General features: G+C 61.9%; 16 protein-coding genes. 8 read left to right on the forward strand and 8 right to left on the reverse strand.

Going from position 1 to position 13,998, the window contains the following annotated elements:
• Positions 1 to 6: 6 nt before the first annotated feature.
• From gsiD to ACSQ20_RS04950, 3 genes are read left to right on the forward strand one after another with little or no spacing between them, the layout of a single operon-like run.
• A complete protein-coding gene (gene gsiD / locus ACSQ20_RS04940; protein WP_436017993.1) occupies positions 7 to 906 on the forward strand; it encodes a glutathione ABC transporter permease GsiD in 900 nt (299 codons plus the stop codon).
• A gap of 37 nt (positions 907 to 943) precedes the next feature.
• Positions 944 to 2,056 (forward strand): P1 family peptidase, encoded by a 1,113-nt coding sequence (locus ACSQ20_RS04945; protein ID WP_436017995.1) that lies wholly within the window; start codon positions 944 to 946, stop codon positions 2,054 to 2,056.
• Entirely contained in the window at positions 2,053 to 2,871 is an 819-nt protein-coding gene (locus tag ACSQ20_RS04950) for a M55 family metallopeptidase (RefSeq protein ID WP_436017997.1), read from the forward strand. The genes ACSQ20_RS04945 and ACSQ20_RS04950 overlap by 4 nt, the downstream gene beginning before the upstream one ends.
• Before the next feature lie 156 nt (positions 2,872 to 3,027).
• On the opposite strand, the gene ACSQ20_RS04955 is transcribed toward ACSQ20_RS04950, so the two are convergent.
• The 4 genes from ACSQ20_RS04955 to gstA form a co-directional block, all read right to left on the reverse strand.
• Positions 3,028 to 5,334 (reverse strand): putative bifunctional diguanylate cyclase/phosphodiesterase, encoded by a 2,307-nt coding sequence (locus tag ACSQ20_RS04955; RefSeq protein ID WP_436017999.1) that lies wholly within the window; start codon positions 5,332 to 5,334, stop codon positions 3,028 to 3,030.
• Between the two features lie 956 nt (positions 5,335 to 6,290).
• The gene (locus ACSQ20_RS04960) at positions 6,291 to 6,623 is read right to left on the reverse strand and encodes a DMT family transporter (protein ID WP_436018001.1); all 333 of its coding nucleotides are present in this window, start codon (positions 6,621 to 6,623) and stop codon (positions 6,291 to 6,293) included.
• Positions 6,620 to 7,339 carry a glutathione S-transferase family protein gene (locus tag ACSQ20_RS04965; protein WP_436018003.1) on the reverse strand — a complete coding sequence of 240 codons (720 nt, stop codon included), beginning with the start codon at positions 7,337 to 7,339 and terminating at the stop codon, positions 6,620 to 6,622. The genes ACSQ20_RS04960 and ACSQ20_RS04965 overlap by 4 nt, the downstream gene beginning before the upstream one ends.
• Positions 7,336 to 7,962, reverse strand: coding sequence for a glutathione transferase GstA (gene gstA, locus ACSQ20_RS04970; RefSeq protein ID WP_436018005.1), 627 nt, complete (start codon positions 7,960 to 7,962; stop codon positions 7,336 to 7,338). Before gstA ends, ACSQ20_RS04965 begins: the two co-directional genes overlap by 4 nt.
• Before the next feature lie 145 nt (positions 7,963 to 8,107).
• Between gstA and ACSQ20_RS04975 the strand changes: the two genes are divergently transcribed.
• Positions 8,108 to 9,073: a LysR family transcriptional regulator gene (locus ACSQ20_RS04975; protein ID WP_436018007.1), complete on the forward strand. Its 966-nt coding sequence runs from the start codon at positions 8,108 to 8,110 to the stop codon at positions 9,071 to 9,073.
• Between the two features lie 15 nt (positions 9,074 to 9,088).
• On the opposite strand, the gene ACSQ20_RS04980 is transcribed toward ACSQ20_RS04975, so the two are convergent.
• On the reverse strand, positions 9,089 to 9,496 hold the full coding sequence (locus ACSQ20_RS04980; protein ID WP_436018009.1) for a nuclear transport factor 2 family protein: 408 nt from the start codon (positions 9,494 to 9,496) through the stop codon (positions 9,089 to 9,091).
• A 71-nt stretch (positions 9,497 to 9,567) separates the two neighbouring features.
• The gene (locus ACSQ20_RS04985) at positions 9,568 to 10,143 is read right to left on the reverse strand and encodes a TetR/AcrR family transcriptional regulator (RefSeq protein WP_436018011.1); all 576 of its coding nucleotides are present in this window, start codon (positions 10,141 to 10,143) and stop codon (positions 9,568 to 9,570) included.
• 155 nt (positions 10,144 to 10,298) lie between these two features.
• On the opposite strand from ACSQ20_RS04985, the gene ACSQ20_RS04990 reads away from it, so the two are divergent.
• From ACSQ20_RS04990 to ACSQ20_RS05005, 4 genes are all read left to right on the forward strand, one after another.
• Positions 10,299 to 10,715, forward strand: a complete 417-nt coding sequence (locus ACSQ20_RS04990) for a hypothetical protein (protein ID WP_436018013.1) — start codon at positions 10,299 to 10,301, stop codon at positions 10,713 to 10,715.
• Positions 10,712 to 11,269 (forward strand): MerR family transcriptional regulator, encoded by a 558-nt coding sequence (locus ACSQ20_RS04995; RefSeq protein ID WP_436018015.1) that lies wholly within the window; start codon positions 10,712 to 10,714, stop codon positions 11,267 to 11,269. Before ACSQ20_RS04990 ends, ACSQ20_RS04995 begins: the two co-directional genes overlap by 4 nt.
• Before the next feature lie 108 nt (positions 11,270 to 11,377).
• Positions 11,378 to 11,722, forward strand: a complete 345-nt coding sequence (gene crcB, locus ACSQ20_RS05000; protein WP_436022923.1) for a fluoride efflux transporter CrcB — start codon at positions 11,378 to 11,380, stop codon at positions 11,720 to 11,722.
• Between the two features lie 67 nt (positions 11,723 to 11,789).
• The gene (locus tag ACSQ20_RS05005) at positions 11,790 to 12,116 is read left to right on the forward strand and encodes a DUF190 domain-containing protein (protein WP_436018017.1); all 327 of its coding nucleotides are present in this window, start codon (positions 11,790 to 11,792) and stop codon (positions 12,114 to 12,116) included.
• A 72-nt stretch (positions 12,117 to 12,188) separates the two neighbouring features.
• Here ACSQ20_RS05005 and ACSQ20_RS05010 read toward each other — a convergent pair whose 3' ends face one another.
• Both ACSQ20_RS05010 and ACSQ20_RS05015 read right to left on the reverse strand, forming a co-directional pair.
• Entirely contained in the window at positions 12,189 to 12,752 is a 564-nt protein-coding gene (locus ACSQ20_RS05010; protein WP_436018019.1) for a YggT family protein, read from the reverse strand.
• A gap of 111 nt (positions 12,753 to 12,863) precedes the next feature.
• A complete protein-coding gene (locus ACSQ20_RS05015) occupies positions 12,864 to 13,808 on the reverse strand; it encodes a Rossmann-like and DUF2520 domain-containing protein (protein ID WP_436018021.1) in 945 nt (314 codons plus the stop codon).
• Positions 13,809 to 13,998: the final 190 nt, after the last annotated feature.

Here is a 13,998-nt window from a genome sequence, read left to right on the forward strand (position 1 = left end):
GCTGCCATGAATCGAATCGAAGCCCCCGCGTTGCGCGCGAACGTCGCACCGGCGGGCCGTGTGCGTACACCGGCGCGCGAGTTCGCGCGCAAATTCCGCAAGCAGAAGCTCGCCATGTGGGCCTGCGTGTTCGTGCTGCTGCTCGTGCTCGTCGCGATCGTCGCACCGTGGCTCGTGCCGTTCGATCCGGAAAACTACTTCGACTACGACGCGCTGAACGCTGGTCCGTCATGGCTGCATTGGATGGGCGTCGATGCGCTAGGACGCGACGAGTTCAGCCGCATCGTCGTGGGCTCGCGCATCTCGCTGGCGGCGGGCTTCGTCTCCGTGGCGCTGGGCGCGGTCGTCGGCACGGTCATGGGCTTGCTGGCAGGCTACTACGAAGGCTGGTGGGACCGCATCGCGATGCGGATATCGGACGTGCTGCTCGCATTCCCCGGCATTCTGCTCGCGATCGGCGTGGTAGCGGTGCTGGGCTCGAGCATGGTCAACGTGATCATCGCGGTCGCGGTATTCAGCGTGCCGGCGTTCGCGCGGCTCGTGCGCGCGAGCACGCTGTCGCTCAAGCACATGCTCTACATCGAGGCGATGCGCAGCATCGGTGCGTCGGACTGGACGATTATCTTCCGGCACATCCTGCCCGGCACGATCTCGCCGATCGTGGTTTACGGAACGATGCGTATCGGCACCTCGATCATCACCGCGGCGAGCCTGTCGTTTCTCGGCATGGGCGCGCAGCCGCCGACGCCCGAGTGGGGCGCCATGCTCAACGATGCGCGCTCGGATATGATGCTCGCGCCGCATGTGGCGATTTTTCCTGCGGTGGCAATCTTTCTGACCGTGCTGGCTTTCAATCTGCTTGGCGACGGCCTGCGCGACGCGCTCGACCCCAAACTCGACCGGTGACGCGAGCCGGTGTCCGGTATTCAACGCAAGGTATCCCATGTGTATACGTCAACCCGGTGCGGTCGTTTGCGAATCGGTTCCACGGATCGGTGTTCTGCCGTCGGGGCCTCTCGATCTCATCAGCGACGTGCCCGGCGTGTCGGTTGGGCATGCGACGCTCGACGACGGCGATGTTCAAACCGGGGTGACCGTCGTGCTGCCGCATGACGGCGACACGTTTGTGCGAAAGGTGCCGGCGGCCGCAGCGGTCATCAACGGCTTCGGCAAGAGCGTCGGACTCGTGCAATTGCAGGAACTGGGCGTGCTCGAAACGCCGATCGCGCTGACGAACACGTTTTCTGTCGGCGCGGTTGCCGCCGCGCAGATACGCGAGGCTGTTAGCCGCCACCCGCAAATCGGTCGCGAATGGCCGACGGTCAATCCACTCGTGTTCGAGTGCAACGACGGTTATCTGAACGACATTCAGGCGATGGCCGTCACAGCCGACCACTATGCGAAAGCCTGCCGCGAGGCGACGGCCGAGTTCGCTCAAGGCTCCGTGGGCGCGGGGCGGGGGATGTCGGCGTTCGGCTTCAAGGCAGGCATTGGCTCTGCCTCGCGCATCGTGACTTTGGCGGACGGCCAACGATATGTGCTGGGCGCGCTCGTGCTGGCCAACTTCGGGCGCGTCGAGAACCTGACGGTGGCTGGACAACCGCTCGGGCGCCGCGTCGTCGAAAACCGGACGAAGGCGGATAGCGAACAGGCCGAGCCGGATAAAGGCTCGATCATCATGATCGTCGCGACGGATGCGCCGCTCGATGTGCGGCAACTGGAGCGCGTGGCGAAGCGCTCGGCGGCCGGGCTCGCACGCACGGGTTCGGTGTATGGCCACGGAAGCGGCGACATCGGGCTCGCGTTCAGCTCGGCTTGGCAGGTCCCGCATCTTGCGAGTGAGCCGATGCCCGCCGTGCGGATGGTGCATGAATCGATGTTGGATCCGCTGTTCGACGCATGCGCGGAAGCTGTCGAGCAGGCCATCGTCCATGCGCTATGGCGTGCCGCGACTGTCACGGGGCGAGCGGGTCATCGGCGCGAGGCAATAGCGGATGCGGTGCCGAACTGGCGGAACCTGCTGGCGCTCGCCCATTCAACAGGGCAATCACATTGAAGATACTGATCTCCACCGACATCGAGGGCGTGGCCGGCGTCACCCACGCCGAGCAGACGCGCAGCGGCAACCCTGAGTACGAGCACGCGAGAGCGTGGATGACCGACGAGGCCAATTCGGCGATCCGCGGCGCGTTCGCCGGCGGCGCGACCGAGGTCCTCGTCAACGATTCGCACGGCGGTTTTCGTAATCTTCTGCTCGACAGGCTCGATGCGCGCGCGCAGACGATCACCGGCAAGCCGCGTTATCTCGGCATGATGGCGGGCGTCGAGCAAAACTGCGACGCGGTCTATCTGGTCGGCTATCACGCGCGTTCCCAGACCGCCGGCGTACTCGCGCACACGATCAACAGCTTTGCGTTCAGGACCGTGCGGGTGAACGGCGCCGAACTGGGGGAGGCCGGTCTATACGGAGCGCTCGCAGGAGAGTTTGGCGTGCCCGTGGCGATGATGTCGGGCGACGACGTTTTTCTCGCTGAAACGGCGCCCGCTTTTCCAGGCGCGATCGGCGTCGAAACCAAGCGCGCATACGGGAACGCCGTGTGCACGAGCCTCGCGCCGTCGCGCACGTGTGCGCTGATCGAAGCGGCGGCTAAAGCCGCGGTGTCCAACGTGCCGGACTTGCGGCCGTTCACGATCGAAGGGCCATTGGCGTGCGAGCTGACGACGCAGACGCCAGGCCAAGCGGATTTGTTTTGCCAGTGGCCGGAAATGCGGCGGATCGACGGCAGCACACTGACTTTCGGCGCGCACAGCATGCAGTCGTTGGTGCGGATGCTCAATTGTCTTTCCGCTATGTCGTTCATGCTTCGCTGAGTTTGCGCCAGGGGCGAACACACGAAGGGCGGGGCGACGAAGCCTTTCGTTGAACGAAATTAAAGTTGTGCCGCTCCCGTAAAGCGCTTGGCCGTTGTCCCATTTAAACCCAGTGCCGGGCCGAACCAGCCAGTGGGCTTTGGCGCCCTCGATCTGCTACGGGAGCGTGCTTTCGGGCGCGATGTGGCCTTGGCGCAGGAGCTCGCTGGCTCGAGCAGCCCCCACCGCTTCGCTGAAACGGAAGCCTTGCGCGTTCGTCGCCCGATTCGTCGCAGCCAGCAATGCATGCTGCTGCTCGGTCTCCACGCCCTGGGCAATGACCCCAATCCCGATGTTGTGCGCCAAGGTGACGATGGCACGGATCGTTGCCGCACTCTCGGGATCGCTGGTGGACCGTTGGACGAGGGATCGGGCGATCTTGAGATGGTTCACGCGATAAGCCTTGATATAGTCAAATGACGCGAACACGCTACCAAAATCGTCGATGGCGATCTTCGCGCCGAGTTGATGTAGCTGCGCTAGTACGTCGGTGTGTGCCCACGCCAGTCTGGCCAGCGTAGCCTCAGTCACGTCGAACTCCAGATCGGAGGGGGCGAGACACCACTTCGCGGCGGTTTCAGTGACATCGCGCGCGAATGCTTGAGCGTTTTTGAGTTCGAACAGAGACAGATTGATTGCGATCATCAGCGGGGCTACGCCCTCATCGCGCCATGCTCTCATTTGCCGGCACGCCTGGTCGAGCACCCAGTGCCCAAGCGCGGCCATGGTGCCGTCCCTTTCGGCGATCGGAATAAAAACCCCGGGGGCAACGAGGCCTCGCGTCGGATGATGCCAGCGAACCAGCCCTTCCATCCCCAAGATGTTTCCGGAGGACAACTCGACCTCGGGCTGGTACTGGAGTTCCAACTCGCCGTGATCAATCGCTCCCCTCAAGTCCTCGGCGAGTGCGACACGTTCGAGCACCTCCCGGTCGAGTTCGTCAGAATGAAAGTGATACCGGTTGCCACCCTTGTGCTTCGCACGGAGGAGCGCTAAATCGGCCTTCGCCAACATGGCGTCCACATCCCTGTCGCTCTGGACATACGGACAGATGCCAATGCTCACCGAGATACCCACATCGTTGCCATTGAGCAGATAGGGTGACGCCAGCGCCGCTTGGAGTTTCGCAGCCAGTACCGCGGCGTTCGCCGGCTCGTCCATTTCGCCCTGCAGCACGGCAAACGCGTCGCCGCCCAGCCGGGCAATCAGGTCGTTTTCGCGCGTGCAGTTCCTGAGACGCTCGGCCACTTCTCGAAGCAGCAGGTCGCCGATTGGGTAACCCAATCTGTCATTGACCGGCTTGAAGTGGTCGAGATCGACAAGGAGGATCGCAAACGGTGTGCTGCCGTGTTGGGCTGCAGCAAAAGCCTGGCACAGCCGCGCGAGGAAGCTGGCCCGATTCGCCAAACCCGTGAGCGCATCGGTGCGAACGAACCGCGCGATCTTTTCCTCCGCTGCCTTGCGCTCGGTAATGTCGATGACGATCCCTTCAACTTCGATTAGTCGTCCATTCTTGTCGCGCACCGGGACGTAGCGATTCTGGACACAACGGCAAGCGCCATCGCCAGTGCGCAAGCGGATCTCGATCGAGACGCCGTTGACGTCCTTTTCCAGTATGCGCGCCAGTGCCGCATCGACCTTGGCCTGGTCATCCGGATCGACAAGCTCATTGACCCACGAAGGCGAGGCCAGCAACGCAGCGCGGTCGTGGCCGAACCTGGTGATGTCATGCGATATGTAAATGAGCGGAAACGGAGGCTCGCCACGCAGACGGTAAAGGATGACTGGACTGTTCTGGATGATGAGGTTGGCCTCAGCCAGCGCTTTGGTTCTCTCCTCGACAGCCGCTTCCAGGCTTGTCTTGAAGGCCGCCTCTTTGGTCATCTGCCTCTGCGTGGTTAGCGCGCAGGCGGCCTGGCGGATCTCAGCGTTGTCCAACGGCTTCTTGAGAATGAGCACGCGGTGGTCTGCGCTGAGGCGCTTGGTCAACGTCTCCCAGGGGTGATCGGAATGCGAGCTGCGCAGCGCGAATTGCAACCGCGGGTCCACTTGCCAGAGTCGCTCGATGGCCCGAAGGCTGTCCCGGCCGCGCAGCATATGCATGTCGATGAAGGCCGTCGCATAGGGTTTGTTCTCTCCCAGCGCGTGCGCGACCCGTTCCACCGCTTCCTGGCCCTGATACGCGGAATCGATCTGAAACGCTTCGCGAGAGGCTGGAACCCCGCCGAAACAGGATGCCTGGGCTGTGGTGAGTGCGGTTTCACGGGCCGGCAGACGGCGATTGACTATGTCGATCTGCTCGGTCGCGTGATGCCTTTCACCGGCCCAGTGGTGGTGGTTCCTGGATAAATGCCACGCGCCGGCTGAGGCAGTTGCCGTGCGTCTGCCGGGTCGTGTCCCCCTTGGCGGCCAGTGCGGTTCCATGTAAGACCAAGACCGCCCCGGTTCGTGATGAAGCCCCGATTGAAAACGCATGCCAGGTTCTCCCCGCAATCCCGATCCCGTTATCGGTTGCTGCTGCAACAAGCCGACCCTCGGGTGCCGTTTCAGGTTGCTCCAGCTTGCGGCAACTTAGGGTGCGACCTAGGGTTCAATGCATCGCCGCCTACTGGAGCGCCTCATGCGTCGGGCTGCGCATGTGTTACGGCCGGGATTCGCCCGTAGATTGGATCCATCTCGTAAGACAATTGAAGTATAGTCGCGCTTATCCCTCTGACAAACTTTGTGGCCGAGAACCTTACTCGCGCGCTCGAGAGCGAATCGAGGGTCGGAAGCGCAAACGTATCTGCTGCGTGGGCGCCCCTAAAGGGGCAATCACTCGTATCAAGACATGAGGTTGCACACGCTCGGTCGGGCCATTAGCACTGACCAAATCATCAACTGCGAAAGGTATCCGGAATGGAAAGTCGTCTCGTAACAGGAGCAAGTCTCGCGACGTTCGATAGGGAACTTGTTCTGGGACTCTCGATTAAAACCGTCCGCATGTGGACGACGCTTCCACGCATGCGGATCGATGTCAGGAATGATTCCGGGAAGTCATATCGAATGATTGGCGTTGGCTCGACGCATCAATGGCGATGCGTTGTTCAGTGGTTCCTGGACAACAAGTTTACCGATGAGCTCGCCCACCGCCGTCATAGCAAGCACAAATACGACGCTCTCTTCAGTAAGAAGATGTGACTCGCCAGTTTCACGTTACCTCGTCGCTGATTGTGTGTCCGTAGGACGGATTGTCGATGATCGGCAGCACGCGACGCGTTGCCGCCGTTCAGCGCGGCAACGGACCAACGGCCGCTTTGAGGTGCAACCGCCACTTGACCGACTCGGCATCCTTGTTCTGAATCTGCGCCAGCACTTCGAACCTCGTTAAAAACGGGGGATTACGGCCCCGGCGCCAATTTTAAAGTAACGATCCCCGCAACGACGAGCGCGACACCGCCTAGCCGGACCGCGCTCGCCGGCTCGTCGAAAAGCGCGACACCAAGCAGAAACGTTCCCGCTGCTCCAATACCCGTCCACACCGCATAGGCTGATCCAACGGGCAGCACGGCCAGCACACGCCCGAGCAGATAGACAAACGCTGCCAACAATAGCAGCGACAGCATCGTCCATCCGGGCCGCGTATATCCCTGCGCATATTTCATCGAGACTGCCCAAGCAACGTCGATCAGCCCCGACACAATCAAACCGATCCAGGCGACTTGCTGGCTCATAGGGGCCTCAACTCCGAATGGTTAGTCATCCTAAGCAAATATGCATCGTGTTCCCGAAGGAAAACGCGCAGCCGGTCGCCATAGTCTGGCAACACGGCTTTGTCCACGCTGGGCCGTCGCGAGAGCGCGCTTCGCCATGCCATCACCTTCGGTTTGCCGGCGAAGATCCGCGTATCGACTAGCGCATCGAACACGTCGAAATAGCGAAAGATCGGTGCGTAAACAACATCAACGAAACTGAACCGTTCGCCCGAAAAAAACGGCCCATCCCCGAGCTCAGCTTCAATGCGTTCGAATTTCCGCGAAAGTGCCTGACGCTTCGTCTCATAGACGTTGGCATCGGTAGCCGTTTCGAAATGCCAAAGATCGGCAAGTATCGACGAGCCGAACTCGATCCAACTCCGATGCAACGCGCGCTCGAGCGGATCGACCGGATGCAACGCTGCACCGATTCGCAAGTCTTCGAGATATTCGCAGATGACCATGCTCTCGAAGATGACCGAATCGCCGCCCTCACCGCGTTGCACGATCAGCAATGGCACTTTGCCAAGCGGTGACACCGCGCAAAACCAAGCGGGCTTATCGGCAAGATCGATATAGCGCCGTTCGACTGCGATCCCCTTTTCAGCAAGCGTAATGGCGGCTCGCTGAACATAGGGGCACAGCGCGTGGCTCACCAGCACGAATGTCGGCGCATTCGACGCAACGGCCGTCATGCCGCCACCTTCATTCCTTCGGCCTGCATTGCCTGCCGCACGGCAGGGCGTGCCGCAATCCGAGCGAGGTATGCGCGCAGATGCGGGAACCCGGACAGATCGACGCCCGCAAACGGCGACCAGCTCGTGATGGTGAACAGATAAGCGTCGGCGACGGTGAAATGCTCGCCCAAGATAAACGACCCGCAAGTGCCAAGGTGGGTTTCGACGAAAGCGAGCCGCTCGGCGATTTTCGCGCGCGCCGCGGCCTGCGCCTCTACGCCGTATTCCGGATGAAACAACCACGGGCTGTACATCTTGTGAAGCTCCGTGGCGATGAAGTTGAGCCACGTCTGCAACTGCACGCGTGCGATGGTTCCGGCCGGCGGCGCCAGGCTGCTTGCGGGCGCGAGGTCTGCGAGATACTGCGCAATCGCGACGCCCTCTGTGAGGACGCTGCCGTCATCGAGTTCGAGCGCCGGCACATAGCCATTCGGGTTCACGCGGGAGAAGTCGACGCCGGAAGCGGTGACGTGCGGCGTCTTGCCGATATCGACACGCTCGAGGGTCAGCGCGATGCCTGCCTCCATCGCAACGATATGCGGCGACAGCGAACAGGTGCCGGTGGCGTAGTAGAGCTTCATGGTCATGCCTCTTAAAGAAAGTTGATTGGTGTTGCGTGTTGCGTGGATGGAGTGCTCGCAGGTTAAGTCATGCTCAAATGCAAAGTCCATTGCGGTATGTCCATTTGTATTTGCGTTTTTGCAATGAACCGATTATCGTCGTCGAATGAACGATTGGAACGACCTCCGCCTGGTACTCGCCGTGCAGCGCGCAAGCAGCCTCAGCGCCGCGGCCGAAGCGCTCGGCGTCGACCACTCCACCGCGTTTCGCCGCTTGAAGGCGCTCGAGACGCGGCTTGGCGTGCGGCTTTTCGAACGGCTGGCCGGTGGCGTGTACCAGCCGACGGAAGCAGGCGCGCGCATGGCGTCCGGCGCGGAGCGCATGGAGGACGAAGCGCTCGCGATGGATCGCGATCTGAACGGGCGTGACCGGCGGTTATGCGGCAGGCTGCGCATCACGTCGTCGGAGACGATTGCGTACAGCCGGCTCACTCGGCATCTTGCGGCACTGCGCGAGGCTCATCCCGGCATCGTGGTGGAACTGGCCGTCGACAATCGCGTGCTCAATCTGTCGCGCCGCGAAGCCGACATCGCATTGCGGCCGGTGCGGCCGAAAGAGGGTGATTTGTGGGGGCGCCGGCTGGCAAACGTGGCATGGGCGTTCTACGCGGCGCCGTCGTATCTCCAATCGAACGGCGGGCCGCTGTCGAGCCTCGCCGAGCTAGGAGCGCATGCGCTGATCGGATGGGAGTACGCGGCGTCGGGCATCCAAGCAGCCGAATGGCTGGCGCAAGCTGCGGCGGCCGATGCATTCGTGTACCGGACCAACAGTCTCGTCAATCAGTTCGTTGCGGCGCGAGCGGGCGTTGGGCTCGCGCTATTGCCGTGCTATCTGGGCGACGGCGAGCCCGATGTCGTGCGCGCCATGGCGAACCCTGTATCCGAACTCGAAGGCGAGTTATGGATCGTCGCTCACGCTGATTTGAAAGGTACGGCGCGAGTCAGAGCATTCTTCGATGTGGTAGGCGAGGGGTTGTCGCGAGAACGCGATTGGTTCGAAGGGCGACACGGCCGTGCCCCGGAGTCCAAGAAGGCTGTGATGCCGGCCATCACTAAAGCCCGTCGCCGATAACGACGAACCGTGCGCTTAAAACATTCCGTTATTGTTCGCCGAGTGTTCGGGCACGGGCTGGCGCACGTCCCAGTGCTCGACGATCTTGCCGTGTGCGAGCCGAAAGATATCGATGATGGCAAGCCCCGGCTCGTCAGGTTCGCGTTTGGCATGGACATGCAACACGACGAAGTCGCCGTCGGCGAAAACGCGCTTGATCTCGCTGCGCACCTGCGGAAATCGCTCCTTGAGTTGGCGCACGAAGCCGACGAACCCATCGACACCGTCCTCGATCGTCGGATTGTGTTGGATGTACTCGGGGCCGAGGTAGGCCGTCGCGGCCTCGATGTCGGACCCGCTCAGCATCCGCTCGTAAAAGTCGAGCACAGTTTGCTTGTTGGCCGCGAGCGTGGCCAAAGATGAATGTGGTTGAGCGTTTTCCATTACGAGGCTCCGTTCTCGCGAGACATCGTTAAACCGCGTCGGCACGACACGCTATGCGGTAAGCCAACGCGCTATAACAGATCGATCAGCGCGTCGACAATACGACGCATACGCGCTGGCGAATCGGCTGCGCGGCTCAGCACCTGCAACCCGAGCACCGAACCCAGCAGCAAACTCGCGAGTTGCACGGCGTCTTTACTGCTGTCAATTTCGCCAAGCCGCTGGCCTTCTTCGATCGCACGCGCAAACAACTTTTCCATGCCAGCGAAGATCGACCTAACAGCCTCGCACGCGCTTGCATCGGTATCGCCCAATTCCACGGCGGTATTGACGGCTAGGCAGCCGCGCACTGGCGAGCCGCCGCGGCCCGAAATCAGCTTGCGCAGCACCTGACGAAGCCGCTCCTTCACCGGCCCCGATTGCTGCAAACACGTGGCGAGTCCTTCAAGCCGCGCATCTGCATATCGCTGCAATGAAAGCCCGAACAAGCCGCGCTTGCTCTCGAACGCGTGATAAAGACTGCCTTTTCCGATGCCGAGCTCATCCGACAATTCTTGCGGCGTTGTCGACGCATAGCCTTTGCGCCAAAAAAGCATCATCGCTTGTTCGACAGCGGTAGCGGGATCGAATTGCTTAGTTCTACTCATGAATCGGATAGTAGCACCATATTGTACCTAGAGGTCAATAATAGATTGATGACGTTAATGCGCCGGCTGCTTGAGGCGCTTGTTGCACTTGACCTGACTACAATAGACACCTTCATGCTGCTTCCCGGTCTCGTCACAACCAAGGGAGATATCGCATGGAACCCACGCTAGAACTGAGCGATGACGCGTTCGTCCAAGCCTTTTGCGCTTGCTCGTTGCCACCGGACGCATTCAATCATCTCAACCATCTGCGCATTACCTGGATCTATCTGCAACGCTTGTCGCTCGACGAAGCAATCGAGTGCACTTGCGTGGGCATTGCGCGATTTGCGGCGCATCTGGGCGCCGAGGCGCGCTTTAACCGGACGCTGACCGAAGCGTTGGTCCGGCTAGCCGCATCGCACGGTGCTGCAGATCGCACTGTGCCGTGGGAGGCGTTTCTCGCGCGCACCCCGGCGTTGCTGTTCGACTGCAAGGCGGTGCTTGCCCGCCACTACTCGGCGGAATTGATCGCGTGCCCCGAAGCGCGGTATAAGTTCATTCCACCTGACCGACTTCCATTGCCCGCATGACGCGCTTTACGCTTGGACAACTTGCGCGCGGCGCCGGACTCGCGCGCTCGTCCTTACTTCATTACGAAACGTTGGGGCTGCTGGCGCCGGCGGGCCGAAGCGCAGCCGGTTACCGGCTCTACGGCGAAGCGGAGCGCGAACGCTTGAACGCCATTTGCGCCTATCGCGCAGCAGGCCTGCCGCTCGCGGCGATTCGCGATGCGTTGGTGCATCGCAAAGGGGAAGCCGCGCGCGTCCTCGAATCGCACCTTGTCGAGCTCAACGCGCAGGTTGCCCGCCTGCGCCGCAGCCAAAAGAGCGTGGCGACGTTGCTCGCCGAGCCGGCGCTGCGTCGCACCAGTGGTTTGCGCAACAAGGACGACTGGGTCGCGCTGCTGCGCCGTGCCGGCTTTGGGGAGGATGAGATGTGGCAATGGCATGCCGAATTCGAGGCGCAAAACCCGACGGCGCATGCGGCGTTTTTGCGCTCGCTGGGTCTTGGCGCCCGGGAAGTAACGCAAATCCGGCGCCGCTCAGCACGCTGTGTAGTTGCCTCGCGTGGGGCAAGCGCATAGAGTATCGCCTCGTCGCCCCGGGTGGGTTACCGCCACGACTTGAACCAGGAACGGACGTTGATTTATACCCTGCTTTCCATCTTTATCGGCGCCGGCCTGGGCGCGCTGATGCGCTGGGGCTTGAGCCTCGGGCTCAACGCCATGTTCCCGATGGTGCCGCTCGGCACGCTCGCGGCGAACCTGATCGGCGCTTATCTGATCGGCGTAGCTATCGTTTTTTTCGCGGTGAAGGCCGGCGTGCCGCCCGAATGGCGGTTATTCGTCATTACCGGTTTCATGGGCGGCCTGACGACGTTCTCGACCTTTTCGGCAGAGGTCGTCACACTGATCGTACAAGGCGAATTCGCGTGGGCGCTCGTTTCGGCAAGCATGCATATGCTGGGTTCGTTCGCGCTGACCGGCATGGGTATGTGGAGTGCGCGCCTGGTTTTACGCGGCATGAACGCCGCGTGATAATAGGCCTGCCGCCGCGGTACGTGGCGGCTGTGGCGGTTACGACGGCATCTGGCGGGAGAGATTGATGGACGAATACGTGCTTTTGCGCTTTTACGTTCACGAACGTCATCGGCTGCATTGGAAGCCGCTCTGGGAGTGGCTGCTCGACGAGGCGAACCGGATGGGGATCTCGGGTGGTTCGGCGTTTCGCGCGATGGCGGGCTTTGGCGCACATCGGGTATTGCATGAGGACCGCTTCTTCGAACTGCAAGGGTCGCTGACCATCGAGATCGAATTCATCGTCACGGAAGCCGAGGCCCAGCAGTTGATCGAACGCGTGTCGAAGGAAAAGGCACGCGCCGTCTATGCGGTCATTCCGGCGCGCTTCGGCGTAATTGGTGGCGACGCGTAAGACGTAGGACGTAAGACCTGGAACGCGAGACGAGGGCAGGGCTCGCGCCATCGTGCCCCCTTCCAGCTGTACCTAAATGCCGAACAAGGTGAGGGACACGGCCACGCGCGTGACGACCATCAACAGCACCTGGACGATGACGAAGAGCAGAATCGGCGAGAGATCGATGCCGCCGAAGGTCGGCAAAATGCGCCGCAGCGGATCGAGAAACGGTGCGGTCAACTGGTAGAGAATCGGCATGGCGGGCGAGCGCGGGTTGAGCCACGAGAGCAGCGCCATCAAAATCGTCAGCCAGATAATCAGGTTCAACGCCCACTTGATGACAGTCAGCAGCGCGACGATGGCAATGGTGGGCGCCAGCGCCAATGGATCGACGCCTGCGATCGACACCATCAGCACAACATAGACGATCGCTGCAAGCACCGCTGCAACGAGGCTTGCAGAATCGACGCGGCGTGCGCTCTTGAACACGTGTCGCAACGGCAGCACGAGCCAGTTGGTGGCCTGCATCACCGCATTCGACACAGGGTTGTACGGCGGCATGCGCACCGCGAGCATCCAGGCGCGCAGCAACAGCGCGGCGCCGAACAGCGTAAATACGGTGTTGAGTAGGAAGCGGGCGATATCGCCGAACATCTTAGGTCCTTTCTTTCTTAGGTTTTTCGGAGGGTGCCAGGCACCGCCGGCGTGATAGAAGCGAGCAGCCTTCCCCGGCCGGATGGCATGCTAATGCCGGTCGTCACCATATCACGGCTTACTGACGGCTTGCACTTCATGAAGCGAGCGGGCAAGCGTGCGCTCGACGGCGGCTTCTATCGCGTCGATGGTCTCGGGCGCGGCAGATGGCGGAGCGCGGCGTCTTGCGAGCGCCACGGCCCGGCGCGTCAGCAACGCGTAAAGCGTGGCGTGATCGCCCCCCAACGCTGTGAAGCGGGCGAGCTGCTTGTCGAGCAGTGCGGCGTCACCGCGCGAGACCGGGCCGGCCAGCGCAGCCGCCAACCCCTTTTCGCGTGCGGTCTCGATCGTGCCGGCAAGCATTGGCAGCAGCGCGCGCAACGTGTCTTCCTCGGCAAGGCCAAGGGTGCGCCACAGTTCGACCGCCTCGGCCAGCGCGCACAGCGCAAAGCTCGCCGCGTAATGCGCGGCGCCATGGTAAAGCATGCGCTCGCCCGACGGGATCGTAAGCGGATGGCACGAAAGCGTGCGCGCCAGCGTTTTGAGTGCCTCGCCGAGTTCGGGTTTCGGCGCATCAATCGTGATCGAGCATCCGGCGATCCGTTCGAGATCCGCTGCCCCGCCGCTGAACAGGTAAAGCGGATGGAACCCGCCCGTGAAAGCGCCTTGCGACGCGGCCGGCGCAAGCACCTCGATGCCGGTTGCCCCACTGCAGTGCACGAGCGCCTTGCGCGCGCCGCGTGCGGTAGCCGCGTCGAACCGCAATGTGTTCGCGATCGTACCGATACTGTCATCCGGAACCGCTAAAAAGACGATGTCGGCGCTTTCGACGACCTGTTGCAGGTCGGCAACAGCCTGGCATCGGTCGAGCGAGGCGGCCAACGCCTGCGCCGCGGCGAATGATCGGTTCGCGACAGCGGTAACGGGATAACCGGCTCGGGAAAAGCCGAGCGCCAAACAGCGTGCGAGCCGGCCGGCGCCGATAAAGCCGAGCCGGGGAGCAAGTGAGAACGGCATGATCGGTTGGCAGTAAAAGTTGGGCGATGGGAACGGCGAGGCGAAACGACCCGCAGTATCGCGCATCGAGGCGCGAACGTGCACCGAGGCCTCTATATACGGACCTGCAGCTGTTGCGCAACAGGGGTTCGTGCTGATTTTCGTCGATTTGAATCGGGAGTCGTATAAAGCAAATGCGGGGGTCGGAGCA

Origin of the sequence: Trinickia sp. LjRoot230 (genome assembly GCF_964253315.1) — a bacterium.
Lineage (GTDB): Bacteria > Pseudomonadota > Gammaproteobacteria > Burkholderiales > Burkholderiaceae > Trinickia.

Excerpts from the sequence above, each read along its gene's own strand:
- gsiD (WP_436017993.1), top strand. The coding sequence starts at position 7 with ATGAATCGAATCGAAGCCCCCGCGTTGCGCGCGAACGTCGCACCGGCG.
- ACSQ20_RS04945 (WP_436017995.1), top strand. The coding sequence starts at position 944 with ATGTGTATACGTCAACCCGGTGCGGTCGTTTGCGAATCGGTTCCACGG.
- ACSQ20_RS04955 (WP_436017999.1), bottom strand. The coding sequence starts at position 5,334 with ATGGAACCGCACTGGCCGCCAAGGGGGACACGACCCGGCAGACGCACG.
- ACSQ20_RS04960 (WP_436018001.1), bottom strand. The coding sequence starts at position 6,623 with ATGAGCCAGCAAGTCGCCTGGATCGGTTTGATTGTGTCGGGGCTGATC.
- ACSQ20_RS04965 (WP_436018003.1), bottom strand. The coding sequence starts at position 7,339 with ATGACGGCCGTTGCGTCGAATGCGCCGACATTCGTGCTGGTGAGCCAC.
- gstA (WP_436018005.1), bottom strand. The coding sequence starts at position 7,962 with ATGAAGCTCTACTACGCCACCGGCACCTGTTCGCTGTCGCCGCATATC.
- ACSQ20_RS04975 (WP_436018007.1), top strand. The coding sequence starts at position 8,108 with ATGAACGATTGGAACGACCTCCGCCTGGTACTCGCCGTGCAGCGCGCA.
- ACSQ20_RS04980 (WP_436018009.1), bottom strand. The coding sequence starts at position 9,496 with ATGGAAAACGCTCAACCACATTCATCTTTGGCCACGCTCGCGGCCAAC.
- ACSQ20_RS04985 (WP_436018011.1), bottom strand. The coding sequence starts at position 10,143 with ATGAGTAGAACTAAGCAATTCGATCCCGCTACCGCTGTCGAACAAGCG.
- ACSQ20_RS04990 (WP_436018013.1), top strand. The coding sequence starts at position 10,299 with ATGGAACCCACGCTAGAACTGAGCGATGACGCGTTCGTCCAAGCCTTT.
- ACSQ20_RS04995 (WP_436018015.1), top strand. The coding sequence starts at position 10,712 with ATGACGCGCTTTACGCTTGGACAACTTGCGCGCGGCGCCGGACTCGCG.
- crcB (WP_436022923.1), top strand. The coding sequence starts at position 11,378 with ATGCGCTGGGGCTTGAGCCTCGGGCTCAACGCCATGTTCCCGATGGTG.
- ACSQ20_RS05005 (WP_436018017.1), top strand. The coding sequence starts at position 11,790 with ATGGACGAATACGTGCTTTTGCGCTTTTACGTTCACGAACGTCATCGG.
- ACSQ20_RS05010 (WP_436018019.1), bottom strand. The coding sequence starts at position 12,752 with ATGTTCGGCGATATCGCCCGCTTCCTACTCAACACCGTATTTACGCTG.
- ACSQ20_RS05015 (WP_436018021.1), bottom strand. The coding sequence starts at position 13,808 with ATGCCGTTCTCACTTGCTCCCCGGCTCGGCTTTATCGGCGCCGGCCGG.